We start from the raw sequence: 24,127 nt of genomic DNA, 5'->3' as shown, positions 1-24,127 counted from the left end.
GGCGGGGGCGCGCCGGCTCCTCGAGGCGAGCGCGGCGGGGGCGCGCCGCTGGCCCATCGACCGGCTCAGGGCCGCGCGCCCGGCGCCGTCACGCCACCGGGCGCCTTGGAGGCTCGGCCGCAGAGGCTCCACCGCGGCGCGCAGGCGCGCGGCCAAAGGCCGGCACGCGCGCTCCGCCCGCGAGGGCGTCGAGGCGCGGAGTCGGCCCGAATGTCGAAATGGGCACGTCGTCACATCCAGCTCCGATGGGCTTCGAGAGCCGCGTGGGCTCGGTTCATCGGGCTCTGGACGTGAAGTCGCGGGCCGCTACAGAAACCTGATAAGGAAAATCAGTTTCAAAAGCTTGATGTCACGTTCAATAAGAACTGTCAAGGTTTCCTGGTGCAGGCCCGGGGCCGCGTGGGCATGGGAATGGGCTGCGTACGGCAGCCATTTCCGCGTTGACAATCCACGCTACATCTGCCAGGAGTCGCCCCGCCATCGGTGCTCGCCTGGCCATCGCCCGGCGAGCTGAAAAGGGAACCCGGTGAGAATCCGGGACTGCCCCCGCAGCGGTGAACGGGAACGACCATCACCATCGAGCACTGGGCCGCGCTTGAGCGGCCTGGGAAGCGGTGATCAGTAGGAAAGCGTCCGGCGACGGCCGCAGCGCCCGTGAGTCCGAAGACCTGCCGACGGTGCGCGCGCCGGTGCTCCGGCGCGCGCTGACCTGAGCCTTCGAGGGGAAGGCGCGCAGGCTCTGGACCACCTCGCTCAGGCGCGGTGCCGTAGCCCGTCTGCAGTCCCCCCGATTCGGCTCTCAGCTCACCCGAGCAGTGCTGGGTCGACGCGGGCAGGCGGGCGTGAATGGTTCAATCCCTTGAGCGTGTGGTGCGTCGCCGGCGGAGCGACGGCGCGGGGCGCTGGCTCGTGCTCGCCGCCGGCAGCGCCCTGGCGGCCGCGCCGGCAGCCGTCGCGGAAGAGCTGCGCGGGGCAGGGGCCGAGCAGGGCGGCGGTCGCGCTGCCGCCGCGACAGCCCCGCTGGAGGTGCGCGTCGAGGGGGAGCGCGCGCGCGCGCCCGCGCCGCCCAAGGACCGATCCGTCGCGGGATCCGTGCTGACCCGCGACCGCCTGACCGGAGCGGGGCTCGAGGCCGCGGACGTGCTCCGCACGCAGCCGGGCGTCCAGGTGACCGAGTCGGGCGGCTTCGGCGGGCCGGCGACCGCCGCCATCCGGGGCGCGACCGCCGCGCAGACGCCGGTGTACCTCGCCGGCGTTCGCCTGAACGACGACGTCGCGGGGACCGCGGATCTCTCGCTCGTGCCGCTCTGGCTCGTCGAGCGCGTCGAGATCTACCGGGGCAACGCTCCCATCGAGGCCGATCGCCTCGGGCCGGGCGGCGCGATCTTCTTCGAGCCACGCCGGCCGTCCCGGACGACGGCCGGCGTGGGCGCCATGGCAGGCTCGTTCGGGGCCAGGCGCGGGTGGGCGTTCGCCGGCGTCAGCGCCGGCCCGGTGAGCTCGATCGTCGGGGTGAGCGCCGAGGCCGCGGCGAACCGCTATGCGTTCGTCGACGATCGCGGGACGCTCTTCGACGCGAGCGACGACACCGTCCGGCGCCGGCAGAACGCCGACGTGCGCGCCGTCGACGCCTGGGCGCTCGCGCGCTTCGATCTCGGCCACGGCGCGACCGTCGACGTGATCGCGAACGGCCTCGATCGCGAGCAGGGCGTGCCGCGGCTCGCGCTCTTGCCCTCCCGGCAGGCTCGCGGGGAATCCCGGCGCGCGCTCGCGTCCGTCGTGACGCGGGTTCCGTTCGGCGGCGAGGCGCAGCACACGCTCGAGGCGCGCACCTCGTTCATCGAGGCGCGGTCCGAGTTCCACGACCCCCTCCTCGAGCTCGCGCTCCTCACGCGCGAGCTCCGCCTCGCCGGCCGCCGCCTGGAGCAGACGCTGGGAGCGACCCTCTACCTCTCCGATCGCCTCACGGTGCGACCCATGCTCTCGGTCGCGCGCGAGGGCATCTCGCGCGAGCCGGACGACATCCCGCTCGCGCGCGCGCGGCGCACGTCGGCGCGAGGCGCCGTCAGCGCGGAGCTGCGCCTCGGCGAGTGGCTCGCGCTGCGCGCCCTCGGGAGCGGCGAGTGCCACGCCACCGGCGCGGACCCGGGCCGCCCCTGCGACGTGCTCGCGCCCTCCGGACGTATCGGCGCCGAGGCGGGGAGCGGCCGGGTTCGGCTGCTCGCGACCGTGGGGCGCTACCTCCGCGTCCCGACGCTCGGCGAGGTGTACGGCATCTCCGGCGTCGTCCACGGCAATGCGGAGCTCGAGCCGGAGTCCAGCGTCACGCTCGAGGCCGGGATCCGGGCGCAGACGCGGCCCGGCGCGGTGCTCCGAGGCGCCTACATCGACGCGTTCGTGTTCGGGCGCGCTTCGTCGGGGCTCATCGCGTACGCGCGCTCCGGTCAGGGCTACGTGGCCCCGTACAACGTCGACCGCGCCCGCGTGCTGGGCGCGGAGCTGTTGACAGGGATCGAGGTGACCTCGTTCCTCCGCGCCGAGGTCGCGGCGACGCTCCTCGATCCGCGGGACACGACGCCGCGGCGGACGACCGCCAACGACGTCCTGCCGTTTCGCCCTCGCCTCGTCGTCGCGCCGCGCCTTCGCGCCGACTGGAAGCCCGCGGACGGCGGCGTGCTCTCGGGCGCCTCCGGCGAGCTCCGGGCCGTCTACCAGTCGAGCCGGTACGCCGACCCTGCCGGCCTCGGCGTGATCGCGGAGCAGGCGACCGTCGACGTCGAGGCAGAGGCGACATGGCTCCGGGGGCACCTCGCGGCGAGGGCGCGCGTCGCGGATCTCCTGGACGCGCGGCGTACGGACGTCGTCGGGTATCCGCTCCCGGGGCGGAGCGTGTTTCTCACACTGGAGTCCACATGGTGAAGATCCGTCGATTCGCGATAGCAATCTCGATCCCGTTCCTGGGCTGCAACGTGGATCCGCCGCCGCCGTCGACGGGCGGTGTCGAAGGAGGCGGCGGGCGCGATCCGGGCACGCCGGGCGCCTGCGAGCGCGGCGTCGTCATCGTGACGAGCGATTACCAGTCGACGAACATCGCGATCTCGGAGCTCGACGGGACCACGCTTTCGCCCTCCTTCGTGTCGAGCGGCGCGACAAAGCCGGGGCTCAGCCTCGCGCTGTCGGGCGACGTGGACGTCCCGGCGACGGCGCCGCCGTCCGGCCGCGTCGTCCTGCTCGATCGGTATGGCACGAACGTGATCACCTGGATGGATCTCGAGACCGCCGAGGTCATCGCGCAGCTCCCGGTCGGGCAGGGATTCGAGTCCAACCCTCATGATTACATCGAGGTGGACGCGGAACGCGCGTTCGTCTCACGCTTCGGGAGCAACCCCACCTCAGGCGCCGAACCCTTCGACGAGGGCAGCGATCTCCTCATCGTCGACACCCGCAAGTACGCTATCGAGGGGCGCATCGCCCTGCCGGAGGAGAAAGCGGGGCTCCTGCCGCGTCCGTCGGGGATGGCGCGCGTCGGCGACGACGTGGTCGTGTCGCTCGGCCGGCTGGCGGAAGATTTCTCGGAGGTGGGCGAGGGGCGCCTCGTGGGCGTCTCGCCGGAGCAGAACGCCGTCACGTGGACGGTCGACATCCACGGGCTCTACGGTTGCGGGCGCGTCGCCGTGTCACCCTCGGGGATCCGACTGGCCGTCGCCTGCTCGAGCCGCTTCGACGCGGACGCGATGAAGTACGATCCGGCGACCAGCGATATCGTGATCTACGACGCTCGCACGTCGCCGCCCGAGGAGATCGAGCGGCTCGGCGTGGCCGAGGCGCTGGACGCTGGGATCCAGCCCTCGCTCGCCTTCGCGTCGGAGGACGTCCTCCTCGCGACGGCGTACGGGGGCAACGCGTCCGCCGGCGACCGGGTCTTCTCGGTGAACGTGGACAGCGGCGATATCACGCCGCTCGGCGAGGCGCGCCAGCCCTTCGTCTTCGGCGGCATACACTGCGCGCCCGGCTGCGGCGACGTCTGCCTGCTGAGCGACGCGGAGAGGAACAAGCTCCGGCGCTGGAAAGCGACGGCGAACGGCGCGCTCGAGCCGCTGGAGGACGTGACCGTCGACACCGAGGTTGGGCTCCCGCCGCGATCCATCGGCGGCCTCTGATGGGGCGTATCAAGGGCGAGGGCGGGTGAGATGACCATCCAGGGAGTCGGCGCCGAGGGCGCCCCGCGCGCGCTGGACGAGCCGGCGACGCCGCGTCCGGGACGCCGCGCGCTCGTCGCGTACGCGGTCCTGCTCGCCCTGCTCGCGGCGGTCGTCGCGGCCTCGCTCGCGCTCGGCGCGGCGAGCCTCTCCGACGCGAGCCTGCGGGCGACCCTGCTGACGCTGCGCGCCGCGCGCCTCGGGGCGGCGCTGCTCGTCGGCGCCGCGCTCGCGGTCGGGGGCGTCGTGGTGCAGGGCCTCTTCCGGAACCCGCTCGCCGAGCCCTCGGTGCTCGGCACGACCGCGGGCGCGGCGCTGGGCGGCAAGATCGCCCTCCTCGTCGTGGAGCTCGCCGTCGCCGAGCGCGGGATCCGCGGGCTACCGCCGGAGATGGTGCTCCCGGCCGGGTGCCTCGCCGGGGCGATCGTCAGCCTGGGGCTCGTGCTCGTGCTGGTGCGCGCGCCGGGAGATCTCCTGAGCATCCTCCTCGTCGGGTTCCTCCTCTCCTCGCTGTTCCTCAGCCTCGGGAGCCTCGCCACGAGCCTCGCGCAGGAGCGATGGGAGCTCGGCCGCGCCGTCGTCGCCTTCGCGCTCGGCGGCCTGTCGGGCACGAGCCCACGGCACGTCGGACTCGCCGCGCCGCTCGTGCTCACCGGCGTCGTGGCCGCGTGGTTCTGGGGAAAGCCCCTCGATCTGCTCCTCTCCGGGGAGGAGGAAGCGGCCTCGCTGGGCGTGGACGTGCCCCTGGTGCGCCGCTTATGCATCCTCTGGATCGCGGTGCTCACCGCCGGCGCGGTCGCGCTCGGGGGCAACGTCGCCTTCGTGGGGCTGCTCGTGCCGCACGCGCTGAGGCCGCTGCTGGGCGTCGACCATCGGCGCTTGATCCCCGTCGCGGCGCTGGGCGGCGCCGTCTTCGTCGCCGCGTGCGATCTCGCCGCGCGCCTCTTGCCCGCGCGCGGGGAGGTGCCGCTCGGCGTCATCACCGGGCTCATCGGCGCGCCGGCGTTTTTGGTGCTGCTCGCGCGCTCGCAGCGGGAGGCGGAGCGTGCCTGAAGCCGTCGGCGTATCCGGGCTGCGCGTCCGTCGCGGGGGGCGGGTCGTCGTCGACGACGTGTCGTTCACGGCGCCCTTCGGCGGCGTGCTCGCCGTGCTCGGGCCGAACGGGGCGGGCAAGTCCTCCCTCCTCAAGGCGCTCGCCGGCGTCGTGCCCTTCGACGGGGACATCCGGCTGAACGCGCGTGGCGCGCGCGATCTCCGCGCGCATGAGCGAGCCCGGCTCGCGGCGTACGTCCCCCAGCAGTCCGAGCTCCGCTCCGCGCTCACGGTCGAGAGCGTCGTCGCGCAGGGCCGGTATGCGCACCACGTCGGGCGCGTGCGCGCTACCGCAGCCGACGAGCAGGCGGTCGAGCGCGCCTTGCGGCTGACGGACACCGCGCCGCTCGCCTCCCGGCCCTTTCCCACGCTGTCGCAGGGCGAGCGGCAGCGCGCGCTCCTCGCGCGGGCGATCGCGACCGAGGCCAGGATCCTCCTGCTCGACGAGCCCACCTCGGCGCTCGACGTCGGGCACGCCCTTCGCCTTTACGCGCTGTTCCAGCGTCTCGCGGCCGACGGGTACTGCGTCGTCGTTGTACTCCATCCCCTCGCGGAGGCGCTCGACTGGACCGACAGCGCCGTGCTCATCGAGCGCGGGCGGCTCCGCCAGCAGGGGGCGACGCGTGACGTCGTCAAGCCGGGCGTCGTGGAGTCGATCTACGGCGTGCGGCTCGTCCCCGGCGGCGCGCTCGGCTTCCGGCTGCCCATGGAGGACGAGCCCCGCTGCGAGGGAGCGACTTCATGAGCGCGCTCGCCTGGATCAACTACGGCGCGCTCACCGGCGCGCTCGCGCTGTCGGTGGCCGCGGCCGCGCTGCCGCGCGCCTCCGACCAGCGGCCGGCTCCCGGACGGGAGGGCGCCGCCGCGGACGAGCGCCCGGCCGCTCTCGAGGACCACACGGGAGCCGCCGTCGCGCTCCGCGACTTCCGCCGGATCGCGTCGGCGAGCACGGTCGCGGACGCGCTGCTCCTCGAGCTCTGCGAGCCCGATCGCATCGTCGCGCTCACCGGGTACGGAGCGCGCCGCTCGCCGCGCGGCTATCGCTACGCGGGCAAGGCCCTCCTCGAGGACATCGCCGATATCGAGGCGCTCCTCGCGTTGCGGCCCGATCTCGTCCTCCTCAATGGTTACGGGGATCCGCGCCGCATCGCGCGCCTGCGCGAGGCGGGCCTGACCGTCTACGATCTCGGCCCGATGCGCGGGCTCGCGACGCTGCTGCCGAACGTGCGCGAGGTCGCCGCGCTGGTCGGTCACCCGGAGCGCGGCCGGTGGCTCGCGACGGCGCTCGCGGAGGGCATGGCGTCGGTCGCCGCCGACATCGAGCCTCCACGGCGCCGTCGTGGCATGTACGTGAGCGGCTACGGCGGCCGGCTCTTCGGCGGCACCGCGGGCACGAGCTACCATGACGTCCTCGTGTCGGCGGGGCTCTCCGACGCGGCCGCCGGCGCGCACTGCGACTGGCCGGAGTACACGGCGGAGGAGGTCCTCGCGCTCGACCCCGATGTCCTCGTGACGAATGCAGGAATGCGAGCGACCCTGTGCGGACAGGCTGGCCTCGACCGGCTCCGCGCCTGCAGCGCGGCCGGAGGCGTCGTCGAGCTGGACGACGCGCTCCTCGGCGATCCAGGGCCGGCGATGGTCGACGCCGCTCGCGCCGTTCGACGCGCCGTCTATGGCGCTCCCCCTGCCCCGGACGCAGCGCGCGCCGGCGGCGAGTAGCTCGTGTGCAACCCTGCCGACCTGCGGAGATGGAGAACAGAGACGATGGGCGACGACGCGACTGAACGCTCGACCGAGCGCAACCTCGACGGGACGACGACGGAGTATTTCGACGTGCCGAGAGCGGAAGAGACGTACCGCGCGCTGGTGCGCGCGCTGTTCGAGGACCACTGGAACGCCATCGATTTCGGCCCGTGCCTCCAGGGCGCCGTGTTCGAGCTGCGCTTCGCGAGCAAGCCGCGGGTCGGATACCTCGACGGCTACTTCACGATCGGGCCGGATGAGCCGGGCGCGTGGCATTTCCACCTCTGCGTCGGAGCCCACAAGGGGACGAAGGCGCGGCCCACGCCTCCTGAGCTCGCGCGGTGGCGGCAGTGCGCGCGCGCCGCGTTCTACCGCGACCTCGACGCGAGCGGGCGACCGAGGAGCTGGGGATTGAGGCTCTGGAACGGCCGGAATGAGCAGATGATGACGGTGTTCTTCCCGAACCCGTGGCTCAACCCGGAGCGGACGAAGCCCGTCAAGGAGCCGGACTGGTCGAGGCTCGCGCTCTGGATGGACCTGCGCGCGCGCTTCGCGGGCGTGCCGCCCGAGCCCGCGCCGGTGGACGACGCTCGGCGTCCCCAGATGTGCGGATAAGGCGCCTCCGCAGAGCATCGTCCCGGCGCGAGCCGGAGGCAGGCCATCTCCCCCGCACGAGGCGGTTGATCCGCTCGAGCGCCTTGGCCGGATCCCTCCGCCCCGTCGCAGCGGCGGCGCGCGGTCCGCTCGACGTCAGAAGGAGGCGTCGAGGACGACCTCGCCGGCGACGCCGACCTGATACGCCGAGACACGGCGCTCGAAGAAGTTCGTGACCTCCTGGACGTCCTGCAGATCCATGAAGGACAGCGGGTTCTTCGCCCCGTAGCGCCTCGGTATGCCGAGCGTGACGAGCCGCTGGTCCGCGCAGAACTCGAGGTAGCCGCGCACGTCGCGCGCCGACAGGCCCGCGACGCCGGCGCCGAGCAGATCCTCCGCGAACTGGGCCTCGCAGTCGATCGCCTCGTCCATCATGTCGAGGATCGACCGCGAGAGGCCGGCGTCGAAGAGCTCGGGCTCCTCGCGCCGCACCGTGCTCACGACCTCGAAGGCGAAGCGCATGTGCGCGCTCTCGTCGCGGAACACCCAGCTCGTCCCCGCGGCGAGCCCGTGCAGCAGGCCGCGCGAGCGCAGGAAGTACACGTACGCGAACGCGCCGAAGAAGAAGAGCCCCTCGACGCACGCGGCGAAGCAGACGAGGTTCAGGAGGAACTGGCGTCTCTCGGAGCGTGACTCCAGCCGATCCAGCGACTGGACGGAGTCGAGCCAGCGCATGCAGAAGTCGGCCTTCTTCCGGATCGACGGGATGCTCTCGACGGCGGCGAAGGCGCGGTGGCGCTCCTCCGGATCGGGGATGTACGTGTCGAGGAGCGTCAGGTAGAACTGGACGTGCAGCGCCTCTTCATAGAGCTGCCGCGACAGGTACATCCGCGCCTCCGGGGCGTTAATGTGCCTGTACAGGTTGAGCACGAGGTTGTTCGCCACGATGGAGTCTCCCGTGGCGAAGAACGCGACGAGGCGCTGCACGAGGTGGCGCTCCGCGGAGGACATCCTCCTCAGGTCGCCGACGTCCGTCGAGAAATCGACCTCCTCGACCGTCCACGTGTTTTTGATGGCGGCGCGGTACATCTCGAAGAAGGCCGGGTAGGCCATCGGGCGCAGCGTGAGGCAGAGGCCCGGATCGAGCAGGCGCGCGGGGCGGCTCGCGCGGCTCACTGGCAGGCCTCGCACGCCTCGGGGTTCTCGAGCGCGCACGCCACGTCCGCGGCCGCCTTCGCCGGCGCGGGCGTCCATCCGCGGCCCTCGGGGGGCCCGGCGTCGCCCGCGGACATCCCGTCCGGAGCCGCACCCACGGTGGCCTTGGCGATGCGCGTCGCGGGGCGAGATCGCAGGTAATAGGTCGTCTTGAGCCCCTTCTTCCATGCGTGGAAATACATGCTCGAGAGCTGGCCGATGGTCGGGTTCTCGACGAACAGGTTCAGCGACTGGCTCTGGTCGATGAAGGCGCCGCGATCCGCGGCCATGTCGATGAGCGACCGCATCGGGATCTCCCACGCCGTCCGGTACACGGCGCGGACCTCCTCGGGCAGCTCCTCGATGCCCTGGACCGAGCCCTCCGCGAGCTTGAGCCGGGCGCGCACCGCGTCGTTCCAGGCGCCGCGCCGCTTGAGCTCCGCGACGAGATAACGGTTCACCTGCAGGAAGTCCCCGGACAGCGTCTCGCGCTTGAACAGGTTCGACACCTGCGGTTCGATGCACTCATAGCAGCCGGCGATCGACGCGATCGTGGCGGTCGGCGCGATCGCGACGAGCAGCGAGTTCCGCAGCCCTTCGGCGCGGATGCGGGCGCGGAGCGCCTCCCAGCGCGCCGCGTCGTCCGGCGCGACGCCCCACGCGTCGAACTGGAGCTCGCCGCGCGCCGCGCGCGTCTCGTCGAAGGCCGGGTGGCGCCCCTTCTCGGCGGCGAGGTCCGCGGACGTCGAGAGCGCGTGGTAATACACCTCCTCGGAGATCCGCCTCGAGAGCTCCCGCGCGGCCTCGGCGTCGAAGGGCAGGCGCATCTGGAAGAACACGTCCTGCAAGCCCATGAGCCCGAGCCCCACGGGCCGCCAGCGGAGATTCGAGCGCCTCGTCGAGGCGATGGGGTAGTAGTTGAGGTCGATGACGCGGTCGAGCTGGCGGATCGCCGTCCGCACCGTGCACGCGAGCTTGTCGAAATCGAAGGCCACGGTGCCGTCCGCGCGCGCGACCGTGTGGCGCGCGAGGTTGATCGAGCCGAGATTGCAGACGGCCGTCTCCTCCTTCGAGGTCACCTCCACGATCTCGGTGCAGAGGTTCGAGAGGTGCACGATCCGGCCCGGCAGCGCCGCCTGGTTGCAGGCGCGGTTCGCCTTGTCCTTGAACGTCATCCAGCCGTTGCCGGTCTGCGCGAGCGTGCGCATCATGCGCGCGTAGAGCTCGCGCGCCTTCATCGTCTTCTTGGCGAGGCCCGCCCCCTCGGCCTCGGTATAGCGGCGCTCGAACTCGTCGCCGTAGAGATCGGGCAGATCGCGCACGTCCTTGGGATCGAACAGGCTCCATTCGCCGTCCGCCTCGACCCTCTTCATGAACAGGTCCGGGACCCAGTTGGCGAGGTTCAGGTTGTGCGTGCGCGCGGCCTCGTCGCCCGTATTGTCGCGCAGCGCGAGGAACTCCTCGACGTCGGCGTGCCACGGCTCGAGGTACACGCAGCAGGCGCCCTTGCGCTTGCCGCCCTGGTTCACGGCCGCCACCGACGCGTCGAGCGTCTTGAGCCACGGCACGATGCCGCTCGAGTGCCCGTTGGTGCTCTCGATGAGCGAGCCGCGGGACCGCACGCGGTGATAGGCGAGCCCGATACCCCCCGAGAACTTCGAGAGCATCGCGACGTCGGTGTAGCGCTGGTAGATGGTCTCGAGGTGGTCCTCGGGCGAGTCGAGGAGGAAGCAGCTCGAGAGCTGCTCGTGGGCCGTCCCGGCGTTGAACAGCGTGGGCGAGCTCGGGAGGTAGTCGAGCGAGGAGAAGGTCTGATAAAGCTCGATGGCCTGCGCCGCCGTCTCGGACAGCGCGCAGGCGACGCGCAGGAAGAACTGCTGCGGCGTCTCGATGACGAGGCGCGTCTCGGGGTGCTTGAGGAGGTAGCGATCGTAGAGGGTCCGCAGCCCGAAATACTCGAGCTCGCGATCCCGCTCCGGCTCGATCGCGTCGTTCAGCTTGCGGGCGTTCTGCGCCACGAAGCCGTGGAGCCGCTCGTTGATGAGGCCGAGCCGCCGCCCGACGGCGACGGACTGGGAGAAGGCGTGGATCTCCTGGTTGCGGACCTCCTTGTCGATGTAGGTGGCGAGCAGGCGCGCTGCGAGCTTCGCATACTGGGGCTCCTCCGCGATGAGCGACGCCGCGGTCTGGATGGAGAGCTTGTCGAGCTCGCGCGTCGTCGCGCCGTCGTAGAGGCCGCTGATGGTCTTTGTGGCGACGCGGAGCGCGTCCACGTCGGACAGCGCCGCGCAGCAGCGGCTCACGGCCCGGACGATCTTGTTGACGTCGACGGGCTCGCTCGACCCGTTGCGCTTCGTCACCCGCATCGTCGTGTGCGGGAGCGCCTCCTCCGCGCTTCGGCTCCTCGTGTGGGGCGCCCGCAACGGCGCCGCGCCGTTGCTCCTCGTCATGGTGTCGCTCAGCATGGCATTCTCCTCGTCGTGCTTCGTTCGGAGCGGTCCCGGACCGCTCGCGTCGAAACCGCGAGAGCGAAGAGGCCAGCCGATGCGCGCGAGCGCGCAGGCTCTCCTGGAGAGCCCTCGGACCGACCGCTCGCCCCCGCGGGCGAAAGGAAGACAACGCGGGAGGGGGTCGGAACCGGGACGAGCGCGAGAATCCGCGCCAGCTCGGACCTCCCCGCCTCCCTCGAGGCTTCCAGGTCAAACCGGCGCGGGATGTCTCCCCGACGCAGGATGTTGGCAGGTCTTCGGGCTCGCGAGCGCTCCGGCTCTCGCCGGCTTCCTACGGTCCACCGCTTCCCAGCCCGGAGGCCAGTGCGCGTCGTGGAGATCGTTCTCGCTTACCGCTGCGGGGCAGCCCCGGATTCGCACCGGGTTCCCTTTTGAGCCCCGGGCCGAAGCCCGAGGCACCAACACGAGGCACTACATATTGCGGTGCGGGGCTCCGGTCAAGCGATATGTTGGGGGTGTCGGGCGAGCGGACGGATGTCGCGCGATCGCTGTCCAACGACCGATGCGCTCGCGCTCGACGGTCACATCGGTCGCGCCGATCACACCGATCACACCGATCACACCAATCATACCGATTACCTTGAACAACTGAGAATTGAACCGCCAAGCCACCAAGGGCGCCAAGATGGAATTCTGTTCTTGGCGTTCTTGGTGGCTTGGCGGCTCGAAGTTCTGCGCTTTTCAGCCGGTTTCGACCCGATGGTCGCTCTACGGGCAGGATGCGTTGGCGATCGCCACGGCGTCGAGATCGAAGACGCCCGTCGCGCCGGTCAAATCCGGCCGATCGGTGATTCGCACGTAGCGCGCGAAGCTGAGATCGAGATCGGCGAGGTCGAAGGCGTCGCCGCCCGCGACTTCGGGGTCGGTTGGATCGAGGATGTTCGTGTCGGGGTTCGCCAGCACGGGGCGCCAGCCGGCGCAGGAGCCGTAGGGGGCCTCCGTGGCGGTGCACGGGAAGGCGAGCCAGTCGACGCCGTCCTGGCTCACCTCGACGGTCGCGAGCTCGGCGAACACGGCGGTCGGGCTGGTCTCGAAGGCGTTCTCGAAGACGATGAAGTCCGGGCCTGGCCCATCGACGATGAGATTGCCCGAGAAGCCGAAGGTGACGGTGCCGCCGTTGCCGAGGGACACCACGTCGGTCGAGCCCCTGCAGCAACCTCCGCCCTTGGGAGGACCGAACGCGACGTCCGGGAACCTGTCCTGTCCATAGCTCTGACCCGTTCCGAAGAGGTGGCTTACCACCTCGGAGGCGAACACCGTCTCCGCGCCCGTGCAGTCCTCGACGACGCCGCCCGCGCCGCCGCCGCCGCCGCCCGCGCCGGCGCCGCCGCCGCCGCCGCCGGCCGAGCCGCCGCCGCCGCCGCCGCCCGCGCCACCACTGCCGCCATCGGCCGAACCGCCGCCGCCCGCAGCACCGCCGCCGGCGCCGCCCGCGCCGCCGCCGCCCGCGGCACCGCCGCCGCCGCCGCCCGCGCCGCCGCCGCCGGCCCCCCCTGCGCCTCCCGCGCCGCTCCCGGCGTCGCTCGACGACGTGGTTGGCCCGCCGCCCGATCCCGTGGCACCGCCCTGACCGGCCGCGCCGCCGGCGCCCTGCGCCGCCGTTCCTCCCATCCCCCCGGAGCCGCTCCCGGGCGGCGCGTCCTCGGAGGAACAGGCGATGATCGTGAGCACCGACAGAAGCACGCTCGCGCGCGCGATACGAGAAATCATGAGACCTCCGAAGGCGGGCGCGCACCGCGCCGGAACGGACCCGGCGCGGCGCGCGGCCCGCGTGCTGATCAGTAGAACGGCGCCGACGTCCCGTACCGCGCGAGGTGAATGTTGTAGTCGGCAGCGTTGATGCTCCCATCTCCATTGAAGTCGGCGTGCTGGTTGTACCCGGGGTTGCCCCGCTGGGTGCTCCACGACGCCGCCAGGATGTTGTAATCTGCGGTGTCCACGTCGCCGTCATTGTCGAGATCCGCGTCCGCGATGTTCCCGAAGCCGTCGCCGTCGGTGTCTCGCTGGTCCGCGTTCGCCGTGAGATACGCGTTGTCCGCGCCGTCCGGCACGCCGTCGCTGTCGGCGTCCGGCGCGCCGTCGGGGAAATAGAGCGTCACCTTCGGCGTCACCCCGATCTCCCAGAAATCCGAGGCGCTCCCGGCCGAGTAGCACTGCCCCGCGGGGGACGAGTACTCGTCGCCCGACGGGTTCCAGGCGATCGCCAGGGCGCTCGTGTGGCCGACGAACGCGATGGGCGACGTCGCGTTGTCGTCCTCGCACGCATCAGGCGTCAGCTCGAGGTACTGCGACGAGCTCCCCTCGTTCACCGGCGTCTGGCTGCCCCCGACGACGCTCGCGACCACGCTGGCGCGGATGAGCGCGGCATAGCCATTCTCGCTCGTGCCGCCGACGCCGAATGCGTCCCCGCCGCCCACGTGCAGGGCGCCGTCCCCGTCGAAGCCGAGCGCCGCCGCGTTCAGCACGTTGCTCGCCAGGAGCGAGCCCTCGCTGCCGCCGTAGACGTACGCGCTCGCCGTGCCGTCGATGACGTCCTGGATGTCGGCCGCCGCCCAGATCCTGAGCTCGCCGGTCCGGTTGGGCGAGGTCTGATAGCCGATCCCGGTGACGAGGTTGCCCGCGGAGTCCACCGCGATCCCCCCGGAGGCGCCCGGGATGCTCGTGATCAGCGGGATCTCCGCGATCTGCGGCGCGGTCAGATCGAGGGCGTAGACGCCGCTCGTGTAGCCGCTCGGCCCGCTCCAGCCGCCGTTGATGACGAGCGTGTCGTTACCGTACCAGGCCCCGTCGTAGTAGTTGACGTCGAGCTCGATCACGTCCCCGTGGCCGAGCAGGTCGGGCGGCGAGGTGACGCTGAGGATCGAGCTCGGGAACACGAGCAGCGGCGCCCCGTAGCCGACGCCGAGCGCGATCGTGCTGCCGTCCGGCGAGATGGCGAGGAAGCTCGGATCCATCGGCCCGTCGCTCAGCGTCGCGACGGGCACGTAGACGCTCGAGCCATAGTTTTTCTGGAGGTACAAGGTCTGATCGTTGGCGACGAGGAGCCGCCCGGCCAGCTCGTATCCATCGATCTCCTCGGATGTCGTCGGGAACCCGTCCAGGGCTATGGACCACCCGTCGGCGATGGCGGGTAGGTCGAATGTATACGACGTGTTCCCCGCGTACTCGTCGAAGGCGTCCGCCAAGGCCGGCGGCGAGAGCAGGAGGAGCGCTGCGGCGACAGAAGATGCAGAAATGCGCGCAGAGCCAGCCGCGACGCGCGGCGGCGCTGAACCTTGGGAGATGATCATCGGACCGACCCTTCGCCCCCGCGGGCGATTGCGAAAGAAAGCTCGGGGGACGGATCGGAACCGGGACGGCGCGTGCGTCAGCGCCAGCTCGGACCTCCCCGCCTCCCTCGAGGCTTCCAGGTCAAACCGGCGCGGGATGTCTCCCCGACGCAGGATGTTGGCAGGTCTTCGGGCTCGCGAGCGCTCCGGCTCTCGCCGGGTTCCTACGGTCCACCGCTTCCCAGCCCGAGGGCCAGTGCGCGTCGTGGAGATCGTTCTCGCTTACCGCTGCGGGGCAGCCCCGGATTCGCACCGGGTTCCCTTTTGAGCCCTGGGCCGAAGCCAAGGGCACCAACACGAGGCGCTACATATTGCGGTGCGGCGCGCAGGTCAAGCGAGATGTCGCGGAGGAAGCCGGACGAGGGGAGCGACTACCGCCTTACCAGCGGGGGCGTGCTCACGCGTCGCGCGCCCGGAGCTCGTCGTCGAGGCGCTCGTCATACTCGTCGCGAACGGCCCCCGCGGCGGCGCCGCTCGGCGGGGTTGGCTGCGCGGCGCCGCGCCTCCACGAGCGCAGCAGGGCGAAGACCCCGAGGAAGGTCGCCGCGATGCCCAGCATCAATGCCAGCGCGACCTTGCCGAGGACGCCGGACGAAGGCGCCGCGCGGAGGCGGTCGCCATAACGAACGACGAGGTCCTGTTCGATCGCGTCGGCGGCCTCTCCCCGGCGGAGGCGGGCGCGGATCTCGCGACGAAGATCGCTCGCCACCGGGGATTCGTGCACATCGAGCGTCTGATTCCAGCAACAAGGCGCGAGCAGGCGCGCCGCGAGCGCCTTCTCGCCGGGCGCGGGCGCCGAGTCGACGAGCTCGGTCGCGGCCTCGCTGGGCGTCGCCGGCTCGGCCCTGCCGCTGAGCGCGACGCCCGCGATGGCGGCGGCCAGCGCCGCCGCGCGGCGCCAGCGTGAGCTCCGCAGAAGCCGGAGACGCACGGGCGAGCTCACTGCGCGTGCGCCGTGCGGGGAACGGGCCGGGTCATCCGCGGACGCGCCGCGCTCTCGCTGGATCATGGTGAGACAGGCTAGCGCGACCGGCCGCAAGGGCCCTGCGACACGATGTCGCGCTCATCCCAGCGCCGCCACGGGCTCGCCAAAGGCCGCGATATCGCTGCATCGTTCGAGGGGATGCGACACCGTGACGCATTGCCCGCGCCTCCTTGCAACTCCTAATGTCGCGCGCATGCCAAACGAGGTTCTCTGCTCCACGTCTCCTGGGTCCTCCTCGGCCGGCGACGGAGCGCCGGCCCGCCGGCGCGGGCGGCTCCGGCCGGTGCGGATCGGGCTCTGGGTCTCTGCGCTCGCGGGGCTCGCCGTCTTCGGCGCGGTGTCGCGCGCGCGCGAGGCGCCCGCCTCGCCGCCCGTGCTCGGCGAGATGCCGGCGTTCTCGATGACGGACCAGGACGGCCGCCCCGTCACGCGGGAGTCGCTCCGCGGGCAGACGCTGATCGTCGACTTCTTCTATGCGAGCTGTCCCGTGTCGTGCCCGAGGCTCTCGGCGCAGATGGCGGCGTTCCAGGAGCGGCTGGCCCAGCGCGGCGAGGCGCGCGGACAGGCGCTCCCCATCCACCTCATCTCGATCACGCTGGACCCGGAGAACGATACACCCGACGTGCTGCGCTCGTACGCGGCGCGCTACAGCAGCGGCCGCGGCGCCTGGTCGTTCCTCTCCGGCCGGAGCGAGGAGCTGAACCGCGTCGTGGTGAAGGGGTTCAAGGTGCGCTTCGAGCGAGCCGACCCGTCGGCCGGGCTCGGCGCGATCATGCACGGGGAATGGTTCGTCCTTGTCGATGGGCAGGGCCGTATCCGTGGCTATTACCAGATCGGCGATGAAGAACGAATGAACGAGCTCGTCCGCGACGCGGAGCGACTGGCCTCGAAGGAGCTGACATGAATCGATCGATGCGCTCTCGCCTCCGCGCCGCGCATCTCGCGCGATCCCTGCTGCTCGGGGCGTCGCTCGCGACGAGCCTCACGCTCTCGTGCGCGAAGGCGTCCACCGCCGCTCCGCGCGTCCAACACGCGACGGGCGCTGTCCGTTCGCTCGGCCCGGGGCGCGCCTACGTCAACATCGCGCACGACGACATCCCGGGCTACATGAGCGCGATGACGATGTCGTTCGAGCCCCAGAGCCCGTCACAGCTCGACGGCATCGAGGTCGGCGATCGCATCGCCTTCGACTTCTACGAGACGGAGGACGCGCGCCGCGTCCTTACACGGGTCGAACGAAGCTCCCACCCGCGTTGATCATGGCGAGCCGTGCTGATGAACGTCTGCCACGAGAGAAGAACGTCGTGCCAGCGACACGATCCCGTATCCGCGCTCGTTCAGGGAGCGCAAGGCCGAGCCCGAGGCGGCCGGATCTGCCGCCGATCTTCACCCAGGCTCATCCTCCGCAACCCTCGATCCCGGCCGAGCAGTACGCGCTCCACCAGGGGTTGCACGGGTCTGCGTCCTGCTCGTCGCCTTGGCTCATGTCGAGCAGCTCGGCGAAGCTCGACCCGGCGTCTCCGTACCGCAGGTGCATGTGCTTGGCGGCGCCCTCGCCATGCGGCGGGCGCATGATCACGTAGTGGAACGCCTCGCAGCCGGCCCCGCCGGCGGTGAGCGCGAACTTTAGCCACACCGACTCCGGGGACTCCGGGAAGTAGTGGGGATCCGGCGCGAAGCCCTCGTAGGAATACGCGCATCCCTCGGCGAGCGGCATCTCGCCTTCTCGGTCGCTGTAGAACGATATCTCTCTCATCTCCTTGAGGGCCACGCGCCCCGGATTGCGCGGATCGTCCGGGCACTCCGGGGCCAGCGGGTCCGACGTGAACTCGCCGTCCACGCCGAGGTAAGGGACACCCTGGTTCGGTTCCTCGGCGACGACCTCGTCCTTGCCGGAATCGTCGTCACCACAACCGAGCAGCAGCACAAAAGCCAATGTCGCGCACAGCGCGCCAGTGAGTCGAGACGCCATGTCCTAGAGGGCTCCTTCGCCTGCAGGGCTCCTTCGCCACCGCGAGCCGACCGGCTCCGATCGAAGACAGGAGAACCGAGCAGGCCGGCGACCCATAACACGCCGCGGGTGCGTTCGTGGCACGAATATGAAAATTCGTGCTACTGCGGCCGAGCCCCCGTCCCAGCGGCGGGTCGGGGAGGGCGCGGCGAGCTCGCCGGCGTGCGCGCCTTGCCCTTCAGCCCGCGCCCGGCCATGTCGGCGGCGAGGGCGCCGAGCCTGCCGGCATGCGCCGCCGCGCCGGCGCGCGGGCGGCTGGCGGCGTATCCGGCGGCGGGTCACAAACGGGGGCCCATGCCGCTCAGCCACGCGCTCCTCGCGGATCCGGTCGACGACCTCATCGCGCTCCTGCGCGGCAAGCGCCTCGTGGCGCTGACCGGGGCGGGGTGCAGCACCGAGTCCGGCATCCCGGACTACCGCGGTCCCGAGACGCGGCGCCGCGCGCGCAACCCGATCCAGGGGCGGGAGTTCTCGAGTTCGGCCGAGATCCGGCAGCGCTACTGGGCGCGCGCCGTGATCGGCTGGGAGCGGTTCTCGCGGGCCGAGCCCAACCCGGCGCACCGCGCCCTCGCGCGGCTCGAGCAGGATGGGCTGATCGATGGCCTCATCACGCAGAACGTCGACGGCCTCCACCAGGCCGCCGGCAGCCGCCGCGTCATCGAGCTGCACGGGACGCTCGCCGAGGTCGCGTGCCTCGCGTGCGGCGCGATGGAGCCGCGCGCCGCCCTCCAGCAGCGGCTCCTCGCTCGCAACCCCGGCTGGCTGCGGCTCGCGGCCGACGTCGCGCCCGACGGCGACGCCGACCTGCCCGCCGAGCACGTGGCCGGCTTCCAGACGCCCCCCTGCCTGCGCTGCGACGGGCCGCTCAAGCCGCGCGTCGTCTTCTTCGGCGAGAACGTGGCGCGGCCGGTCGTCGACGCGGCGTTCGCGCTGGTCGACGCGGCGGAGGCGCTCCTCGTGGTGGGCTCCTCGCTGGCGGTCTTCTCGGGGTACCGCTTCGTGCTGCGCGCCGCGCAGCGGGGCATCCCGATCGCGATGGTCAACCTGGGGTCCGCGCGCGGCGAGGAGCTCGGCGCGCTCAAGGTCGAGGCCCGGGCGGGCGAGGTGCTGCCGCGCCTCGCCGACGCGCTGGCCGGCGCGCCGCGGCCGCAATGAGGGCGCGGCGCGGGGCCGGGCGCGCCGCGCCGGACGTCAGCCGCGCCGGTACATCACGTCGGTGCGGAGCACGTACTTGCGCCCCCGCGTCACGGCGGCGCCCCGGTGGAGCCGCCGGTGCTCGAACACGAGCGCCATCCCGCGCCGCGGGACGATGCTCTGGCCGCCCCAGAAGTCGGTCGTGCCGCCCTCGAAGTCGTCGTTCAGGTAGATCATCGCGGTGAACAGGCTCCGCTCGATCTCCGATCGCGGGAACGACCCGTCGCCGTGCCAGTTGAAGTACTCGCCCTCGGCGTACCGGTAGTAGCGGAAGCGCTCGTTGAGCCCGACCGCGCGGACGGCGCCCCAGGTCGGCGGGGTCCACGGCGCGAGCCGCTCCCAGAGGCGGGCCGCGAGCGCCGGATCGTCCAGCATGACACGGCCGTTGTTGCGCACCTCGAGGTTGATGACGCTGCCGCCCCCGATCGGCGCCTGCTCGAAGCCGTGCGCCTCGGCGCGCGCGATGAAGCCGTCGCACTCCTCGGGCGACAGGAGGTCCGTCACGGTGAAGATGCGGAGGTCGTCGGTGTAGGAGGTTCGCTGGGCGGGTCGTTCGGCGTGCATCGTGCTCATGCGTCGACCATGCGTCCCGGCGGACCGGATCCGGAAGGACGGGACCGGGCAGGACCGGGCAGGACCGGGCAGCGCGGTGGACAGGACGGCGCGGCATCGCCGATGATCGAGGGCGCGCAGCGATGGCACAGGTCCCCAGGGCGGGCCGAGGCGCGGAGCCCGCGGTCCATTTCAACCACGCGCTCCTGCTGCGGGCGCGCCTCGAGCTCGACCTGACGCAGGAGCAGGTCGCCGCGTCGATCGGCGTCGACGTGCGGACCTACCGCCGCTACGAGTCGGGCGCGGTCAACGACCCGCGGCTCGGCTTCTCGGTCCGGAGCCCGTCACGGCGGCGCATCCTCGAGCGGCTCGGCGCCGAGCTCGGCCTCGCCGAGGGGGACCTGCTCGTCGTCGAGGCGGTGGGAGCGCCGGCGGCGGAGGGCGCGGCGGCGAGCGGGGCGGGGGAGGCGCCGGCCGGGGCCGGGGAGGCGGCCGCCAGGGCCGGAGACGCGACCGCCAGGGCCGAGGAGGCGGCCGCCAGGGCCGAGGAGGCGCCCGCTACGGCCGAGGAGGCGCCCGCCGGCGCAGCCGCCGCAGCCGAGGCGCAGGCCCCGCCCATCGCGCCCACCGCCGCGCAGGGCGCCGCCCCGGCGTGGCGCCCGCTGCACGCGCACACGCTCCAGCGGGCCCGGCACTTCGTCGGGCGCGGCGAGATCCTCGACCGGCTCGCCGTGTGGGCCGCCGCCTCGCCGCCGTCGCCCCCGGTGATCGCGCTCCTCGGCGTCGGCGGCGCGGGCAAGACCTCCATCGCCGAGCGCTTCCTCCAGGGGCTCGGCGACGCCCCGCGCCCCGGCGGGGTGCTCGTCTGGAGCTTCTACGACGACCCCAGGACCGAGGCGTTCCTCGACCAGGCGGCGGCATACTTCGCGCCGGGCCCCGGCGCGGCGGCGCCGCGGGCCCCGGCGGCGCCCGGCGAGCAGCTCGCGCGCCTCAAGGAAGCGCTGGGGCAGGGCCCGCCGCACCTGCTCGTGCTCGACGGCCTCGAGACCGTGCAGGCCGAGGGGGGCGCCGGCCGCGCGCACGGCGAGCTCCACGACGCGCTCCTCCGCCGGCTGCTCTGCGCGATCGCCGCGGGGCTCGGCGGCGCGCGCGCGCTCGTCACGTCGCGCTTCGAGCTCGCGGACCTCGCCGCCTGGGCCGACGGCGGGCTCGCGACGATCCGCCCGGAGCCGCTCGGCGAGGGCGACGCCGCGTCGCTCCTGCGCCGCTGGGGCATCCGCGGCGAGGGCGACGCCCTCCGCGCGCTGTTCGAGCAGACCGGCGGCCACGCGCTCTCGGTCGCCGTGGTCGGCTCCTACGTGGGCGCGTTCCTCGGCGGCGACGCGGCCCGGCTCTCCGCGGCGGGCGCGGCGCACCTCGCCGAGGCCGAGCGCGACGACGTCCTCGCCCGCCGCCTGAGCTCGGTGCTCTCGGCCTACGCGCGCGCGCTGCCCCCGGGCGAGCGGGACCTGCTCGCGCGCCTCTCGGTGTTCCCGGGCGGCGCGGGCGAGGCGGCGCTGCTCCAGCTGGTCCGGGCCGGCGGTGAGATCGCGGGCGCCATGGCGGGGTGGGGCGCCGCGGAGCTCGCCCGCGGGCTCGCGCGGCTCGAGCGGCTGGGGCTCGTGTTCGCGGCGCGGCAGGGCGACCTCGGCTACTCGACGCACCCCTTCGTGCGGCAGCACTTCAAGTCGCTGCTCGGCGTGCCGCCGGATCGCATCCACGCCGCGGGGAGCGCCGCGCCGCCGCCGCGCCTCGACGAGGCCCCGCGCCGGGCGCCGCGGAGCGCCGGGCGGTCGACGCGTACGAGGCGATCATCGCCGAGCTGCTCGGCGCCGGGCGCGCGAGCGAGGCTTACGAGATCTACGCGTTCGGGCTAGGCGGCTTCGCGCACCTCGGGCTCAAGCTCGGCGACATGGCCCGCGGCGCCCGCATCCTGCGCGTGTTCGCCGGCGGCGACGACCCCCGCGGCATGCCGGCCTCGCTGCCCGCGCGCGTGCGCGCGTCGCTCGCGTACGACGCGGGCCTCTACGCGGGCGCGCTCGGCGATCTCGCGTTCGCCTGCGCCTGCTACGCGGCGCACAACGAGATCGCCGGGGCGCTCGCGGACCCGGCGCCGCTCTCGACCGGCCTGCGCACGCTGGCGTACACGGAGCGGCTGCGGGGCCGCCTGACCGAGGCGCGCCGCCTGCTCGAGCGCGCGTCGGAGGTCGATCGGCGCGGCGCGACGAGCGGCGTGCGCGCCTCGGACAGCGGCCAGGCGGTGCGCATCGCGGCGCTGCTCGCCGCGGTGCTGCACGACCTCGGCGAGGTCGACGCGGCGGGCGAGCATTTCGCGAGGGTGCGGGAGCTCGGCGACGCGCCGGTGGCGCGCCGCGCGCTCTGGGAGGCGGAGCACGACCTCGCGCTCGGGCGCCGGGACAGGGCGCGCGAGGCCACGGAGCGGAACATCGCCGAGTGCCGGCGGCGGGGCTGGGAGGGCCACGTGGCGCACGGCCACACGCTGATCGGCCTCGCGCTGCTCGACGGCGGCGGCGGCGGCGAAGGCGTGGACGGCCGCGTCGCGCAGGCGGAGGCGCACCTCGTCGAGGCGCGGCGCTGGGCCGCGGCGACGGGCGAGGTGGAGGTCGCGCTGCGGTGCCACGAGCTCGCGGCGCGGCTCGCGCTCGCGGCCGGGCGGCCCGACGAGGGCGCGCGGCAGGCGCTGGAGGGGCTGCACGTGGCGGAGACGTGCGGGTTCGGCCCGTTCCGCGCGCGGCTCGCCGTGGTCGCCGCGCGGTGCGCGCAGGCCCGCGGCGCGGGGGAGGCGACGTCCGCGGCGGCGCTGGCCGACGCGGCGGTGGCGTGGGCGGGCGAGGACGCGTGGGCGAGGGCGGACGCGCTGCACTGGGCGGGCGTGGCGCGCGCGGCGGCGGCGCGCGGCGAGGAGCGCGCGGCGGCGGCGCGCGGCGAGGAGCGCGCTGCGGCGGCGCGCGGCGGGGAGCGCGCTGCGGCGGCGCGCGGCGGGGAGCTCGCGCGTGGCCGGGAGCTGTTGACCGAGGCGGCGGCGCTGCGGGAGCGCCTGCGCCACCCGGAGGCGGGGGCATCCCGGGCGGCGCTGGCGGAGCTCGGGTGAGGCGAGGGAGCGCGTCGCGAGTCGTGCGAGAGCGCGGCCGCGCGCTGGCGAACGGGCGCGCGGATTTGTGCTTTTCCCCGTTTGGTGGTCGGAGGCCGGGGCGCCCGTGTACCATTTCGCGGTCGCCTTCAGGTGATGTCGACCAGCATCCACGCAGCTTCCGCGACCGGTTGCGCCGGCTGCGCCGGCTGCACTCCCTTCTTCGCAAGGAGCGTACATGTCCGCCCGACCTTCCTCCCTTACCGTCTCCTCCGTCATCGCCCTCTCCCTCGCGCTCGGAGCCTCGGGCTCCGCGAGCGCCGAGCCGGTGAGCATCACCGGAGATCCGGTCGCTCCGCTCCCCGCCGAGAAGGGCGCCGGCCTGTGCGGCGCGCACAGGATATCGGCCGACCCGGAGAGCGACTTCTACGTCTCGCCGGCCACGGCCGAGGGTTTCATCGAGAAGATGACCGCGTTCTTCGATGCGGGGCAACCTGATGCCGATATCGAGAGCTTCGTGGTGAGCGCGCCGCTCGATTTCTCGAACAACTACGCCGCCGGGAACGAGTGGAGCTTCGGCGATTTCGTCAACGCGGTCCCCGACTGTTCGGAGGGAGGATGCGATTTCGAGTCGAACGAGCCCAACGTGTCGTTCGGCATGCGCCTGCGCGGCTACCTGGCCGTGTCGCCCGAGCACGTCGATCAGCCGGTCCACTTCGGCATCTTCGCCGACGACGCCGTGGCCCTGGTGCTCTACGACGCGGAGCAGACCGCCTATCCGGTGCTGGCGCAGCCCCTCAAGCTCGGCCTCACCACCTGGCGCATGACGAACACCGTCACGTTCGCGAAGGAGGGCCTGTATCCGGTCGAGGTCCTCTACGCCGGCATCGCCGAGCATTCGGCGCTCGAGGTGTCTCTGCTGGTCGGCGAGTTCGAGGATTTTCAGCTCGGCGCCGGAGAGACTGGCAGCGTGAGCCTCGAGGAGTCCGGCTTCGCCATCATCGAGCCGGCGTCGCTCTATCAGGCCTTGTCGGGCGGCGACGCGAACCCGGACGAGGCCTCCTGTGCGCAGTGCAGCCGCGAGCTCGTCGACAAGGCTGGAGAGGCGACCGGCTGCGCGGCGGGCGCCTACTGCAACAGCGCCGCGCTGTGCGCGCCGTGCGCCGTCGACGGCTTCTGCGGGCCCTCCTGCAGCCCGTGCCGCGGCGAGACGCCGCGCTGCGCCCTGGTGGATGGGACGCCGGAGTGCGTGGCGTGCGCGAGCGACGCGGACTGCGGCGACGGCGAGGTCTGCGACCTCGAGGCGCACGCCTGTGTCGCGGACCCGTCCGAGCCGGGCGCGGGCGGCGCGGGCGGGGACGGCGGGGGCGGCGGCGGCGCGGCGCCCAACCCGGGTCCGGTGGACGATGGCGGCGGCTGCGGGGTCGGCGGCGAGCGGCGGCCGGGCGGCGGGCTCGCCTTGGCGCTCGCGGGGGTCGGGCTCGCGCTCGCTCGCGCGCGCGCTCGCCGCACGCGGGCGGCCTCGCGGTAGAGCGCGTCCACGGAGCGCGCCTCGCGCTGAGCTCCGGCGGCGCGGCCTCCTCTCCGGCAGCGC

The 24,127-nt window shown here is 73.0% G+C and carries 20 protein-coding genes and 3 riboswitches; of the genes, 12 read left to right on the top strand and 8 right to left on the bottom strand.

Annotated elements, in window-relative coordinates; translation table 11 throughout:
* Positions 1-464: 464 nt before the first annotated feature.
* Positions 465-690, top strand: a riboswitch (cobalamin riboswitch).
* 156 nt (positions 691-846) lie between these two features.
* The 6 genes from WMF33_RS23275 to WMF33_RS23250 are packed head-to-tail and all read left to right on the top strand — an operon-like array spanning position 847 to position 7,649.
* Positions 847-2,919 carry a TonB-dependent receptor plug domain-containing protein gene (locus tag WMF33_RS23275; protein WP_437339176.1) on the top strand — a complete coding sequence of 691 codons (2,073 nt, stop codon included), beginning with the start codon at positions 847-849 and terminating at the stop codon, positions 2,917-2,919.
* Positions 2,913-4,160 carry a YncE family protein gene (locus WMF33_RS23270; RefSeq protein WP_437339175.1) on the top strand — a complete coding sequence of 416 codons (1,248 nt, stop codon included), beginning with the start codon at positions 2,913-2,915 and terminating at the stop codon, positions 4,158-4,160. Before WMF33_RS23275 ends, WMF33_RS23270 begins: the two co-directional genes overlap by 7 nt.
* A gap of 30 nt (positions 4,161-4,190) precedes the next feature.
* Entirely contained in the window at positions 4,191-5,252 is a 1,062-nt protein-coding gene (locus WMF33_RS23265; protein ID WP_437339174.1) for a FecCD family ABC transporter permease, read from the top strand.
* On the top strand, positions 5,245-6,036 hold the full coding sequence (locus WMF33_RS23260; RefSeq protein WP_437339173.1) for an ABC transporter ATP-binding protein: 792 nt from the start codon (positions 5,245-5,247) through the stop codon (positions 6,034-6,036). The genes WMF33_RS23265 and WMF33_RS23260 overlap by 8 nt, the downstream gene beginning before the upstream one ends.
* A complete protein-coding gene (locus WMF33_RS23255) occupies positions 6,033-7,010 on the top strand; it encodes an ABC transporter substrate-binding protein (RefSeq protein ID WP_437339172.1) in 978 nt (325 codons plus the stop codon). Before WMF33_RS23260 ends, WMF33_RS23255 begins: the two co-directional genes overlap by 4 nt.
* A gap of 45 nt (positions 7,011-7,055) precedes the next feature.
* Entirely contained in the window at positions 7,056-7,649 is a 594-nt protein-coding gene (locus tag WMF33_RS23250; RefSeq protein WP_437339171.1) for a DUF7676 family protein, read from the top strand.
* A 135-nt stretch (positions 7,650-7,784) separates the two neighbouring features.
* Here the strand turns inward: WMF33_RS23250 and WMF33_RS23245 are convergent, their stop codons facing one another.
* From WMF33_RS23245 to WMF33_RS23220, 6 genes are all read right to left on the bottom strand, one after another.
* Positions 7,785-8,741: a ribonucleotide-diphosphate reductase subunit beta gene (locus WMF33_RS23245; protein ID WP_437339509.1), complete on the bottom strand. Its 957-nt coding sequence runs from the start codon at positions 8,739-8,741 to the stop codon at positions 7,785-7,787.
* Positions 8,742-8,800: 59 nt separating this feature from the next.
* Positions 8,801-11,287, bottom strand: coding sequence for a ribonucleoside-diphosphate reductase subunit alpha (locus tag WMF33_RS23240; protein WP_437339170.1), 2,487 nt, complete (start codon positions 11,285-11,287; stop codon positions 8,801-8,803).
* Positions 11,288-11,542: 255 nt separating this feature from the next.
* A riboswitch (cobalamin riboswitch) is annotated at positions 11,543-11,750 on the bottom strand.
* The gene (locus tag WMF33_RS23235; RefSeq protein ID WP_437339169.1) at positions 11,744-11,902 is read right to left on the bottom strand and encodes a hypothetical protein; all 159 of its coding nucleotides are present in this window, start codon (positions 11,900-11,902) and stop codon (positions 11,744-11,746) included. It overlaps the preceding riboswitch by 7 nt.
* Before the next feature lie 138 nt (positions 11,903-12,040).
* Positions 12,041-13,042, bottom strand: coding sequence for a cell surface protein (locus WMF33_RS23230; RefSeq protein ID WP_437339168.1), 1,002 nt, complete (start codon positions 13,040-13,042; stop codon positions 12,041-12,043).
* 68 nt (positions 13,043-13,110) lie between these two features.
* Positions 13,111-14,517 carry a dockerin type I domain-containing protein gene (locus WMF33_RS23225; RefSeq protein ID WP_437339167.1) on the bottom strand — a complete coding sequence of 469 codons (1,407 nt, stop codon included), beginning with the start codon at positions 14,515-14,517 and terminating at the stop codon, positions 13,111-13,113.
* 247 nt (positions 14,518-14,764) lie between these two features.
* A riboswitch (cobalamin riboswitch) is annotated at positions 14,765-14,972 on the bottom strand.
* An 86-nt stretch (positions 14,973-15,058) separates the two neighbouring features.
* On the bottom strand, positions 15,059-15,592 hold the full coding sequence (locus tag WMF33_RS23220) for a cytochrome c-type biogenesis protein (protein WP_437339166.1): 534 nt from the start codon (positions 15,590-15,592) through the stop codon (positions 15,059-15,061).
* Positions 15,593-15,839: 247 nt separating this feature from the next.
* On the opposite strand from WMF33_RS23220, the gene WMF33_RS23215 reads away from it, so the two are divergent.
* Together WMF33_RS23215 and WMF33_RS23210 are read left to right on the top strand one after the other, a co-directional pair.
* Complete coding sequence (locus tag WMF33_RS23215; RefSeq protein ID WP_437339165.1) at positions 15,840-16,550, top strand: SCO family protein; 711 nt, start codon at positions 15,840-15,842, stop codon at positions 16,548-16,550.
* A complete protein-coding gene (locus tag WMF33_RS23210) occupies positions 16,547-16,903 on the top strand; it encodes a copper-binding protein (RefSeq protein ID WP_437339164.1) in 357 nt (118 codons plus the stop codon). The genes WMF33_RS23215 and WMF33_RS23210 overlap by 4 nt, the downstream gene beginning before the upstream one ends.
* Before the next feature lie 139 nt (positions 16,904-17,042).
* Here WMF33_RS23210 and WMF33_RS23205 read toward each other — a convergent pair whose 3' ends face one another.
* Entirely contained in the window at positions 17,043-17,618 is a 576-nt protein-coding gene (locus WMF33_RS23205) for a hypothetical protein (protein WP_437339163.1), read from the bottom strand.
* A gap of 333 nt (positions 17,619-17,951) precedes the next feature.
* Here WMF33_RS23205 and WMF33_RS23200 point away from each other — a divergent pair, with 333 nt between their 5' ends.
* Positions 17,952-18,812 (top strand): NAD-dependent protein deacetylase, encoded by an 861-nt coding sequence (locus WMF33_RS23200; protein WP_437339162.1) that lies wholly within the window; start codon positions 17,952-17,954, stop codon positions 18,810-18,812.
* 36 nt (positions 18,813-18,848) lie between these two features.
* Here the strand turns inward: WMF33_RS23200 and WMF33_RS23195 are convergent, their stop codons facing one another.
* Positions 18,849-19,424: a 2OG-Fe(II) oxygenase gene (locus WMF33_RS23195; protein WP_437339161.1), complete on the bottom strand. Its 576-nt coding sequence runs from the start codon at positions 19,422-19,424 to the stop codon at positions 18,849-18,851.
* A 122-nt stretch (positions 19,425-19,546) separates the two neighbouring features.
* Between WMF33_RS23195 and WMF33_RS23190 the strand changes: the two genes are divergently transcribed.
* The 3 genes from WMF33_RS23190 to traA all read left to right on the top strand — a co-directional run bounded on the left by WMF33_RS23190 (position 19,547) and on the right by traA (position 24,064).
* On the top strand, positions 19,547-21,319 hold the full coding sequence (locus WMF33_RS23190) for a helix-turn-helix domain-containing protein (protein ID WP_437339160.1): 1,773 nt from the start codon (positions 19,547-19,549) through the stop codon (positions 21,317-21,319).
* 35 nt (positions 21,320-21,354) lie between these two features.
* The gene (locus tag WMF33_RS23185) at positions 21,355-22,554 is read left to right on the top strand and encodes a hypothetical protein (RefSeq protein WP_437339159.1); all 1,200 of its coding nucleotides are present in this window, start codon (positions 21,355-21,357) and stop codon (positions 22,552-22,554) included.
* A 217-nt stretch (positions 22,555-22,771) separates the two neighbouring features.
* Positions 22,772-24,064, top strand: a complete 1,293-nt coding sequence (traA, locus tag WMF33_RS23180) for an outer membrane exchange protein TraA family protein (protein WP_437339158.1) — start codon at positions 22,772-22,774, stop codon at positions 24,062-24,064.
* Positions 24,065-24,127: the final 63 nt, after the last annotated feature.

Origin of the sequence: Sorangium sp. So ce394, assembly GCF_051474665.1 — a bacterium.
Classification (GTDB): Bacteria; Myxococcota_A; Polyangia; order Polyangiales; family Polyangiaceae; genus Sorangium; species Sorangium cellulosum_D.
Note: the sequence above shows the minus strand (reverse complement) of the source record. Positions and strands in the feature narration are given on the sequence as shown.

Coding starts and splice junctions, on each gene's coding strand:
- WMF33_RS23275 (WP_437339176.1), top strand. CDS start 847: ATGGTTCAATCCCTTGAGCGTGTGGTGCGTCGCCGGCGGAGCGACGGC.
- WMF33_RS23270 (WP_437339175.1), top strand. CDS start 2,913: ATGGTGAAGATCCGTCGATTCGCGATAGCAATCTCGATCCCGTTCCTG.
- WMF33_RS23265 (WP_437339174.1), top strand. CDS start 4,191: ATGACCATCCAGGGAGTCGGCGCCGAGGGCGCCCCGCGCGCGCTGGAC.
- WMF33_RS23255 (WP_437339172.1), top strand. CDS start 6,033: ATGAGCGCGCTCGCCTGGATCAACTACGGCGCGCTCACCGGCGCGCTC.
- WMF33_RS23250 (WP_437339171.1), top strand. CDS start 7,056: ATGGGCGACGACGCGACTGAACGCTCGACCGAGCGCAACCTCGACGGG.
- WMF33_RS23245 (WP_437339509.1), bottom strand. CDS start 8,741: ATGGCCTACCCGGCCTTCTTCGAGATGTACCGCGCCGCCATCAAAAAC.
- WMF33_RS23240 (WP_437339170.1), bottom strand. CDS start 11,287: ATGCTGAGCGACACCATGACGAGGAGCAACGGCGCGGCGCCGTTGCGG.
- WMF33_RS23235 (WP_437339169.1), bottom strand. CDS start 11,902: ATGATTGGTGTGATCGGTGTGATCGGTGTGATCGGCGCGACCGATGTG.
- WMF33_RS23230 (WP_437339168.1), bottom strand. CDS start 13,042: ATGATTTCTCGTATCGCGCGCGCGAGCGTGCTTCTGTCGGTGCTCACG.
- WMF33_RS23215 (WP_437339165.1), top strand. CDS start 15,840: ATGCCAAACGAGGTTCTCTGCTCCACGTCTCCTGGGTCCTCCTCGGCC.
- WMF33_RS23210 (WP_437339164.1), top strand. CDS start 16,547: ATGAATCGATCGATGCGCTCTCGCCTCCGCGCCGCGCATCTCGCGCGA.
- WMF33_RS23205 (WP_437339163.1), bottom strand. CDS start 17,618: ATGGCGTCTCGACTCACTGGCGCGCTGTGCGCGACATTGGCTTTTGTG.
- WMF33_RS23200 (WP_437339162.1), top strand. CDS start 17,952: ATGCCGCTCAGCCACGCGCTCCTCGCGGATCCGGTCGACGACCTCATC.
- WMF33_RS23195 (WP_437339161.1), bottom strand. CDS start 19,424: ATGAGCACGATGCACGCCGAACGACCCGCCCAGCGAACCTCCTACACC.
- WMF33_RS23190 (WP_437339160.1), top strand. CDS start 19,547: ATGGCACAGGTCCCCAGGGCGGGCCGAGGCGCGGAGCCCGCGGTCCAT.
- WMF33_RS23185 (WP_437339159.1), top strand. CDS start 21,355: ATGGCCCGCGGCGCCCGCATCCTGCGCGTGTTCGCCGGCGGCGACGAC.
- traA (WP_437339158.1), top strand. CDS start 22,772: ATGTCCGCCCGACCTTCCTCCCTTACCGTCTCCTCCGTCATCGCCCTC.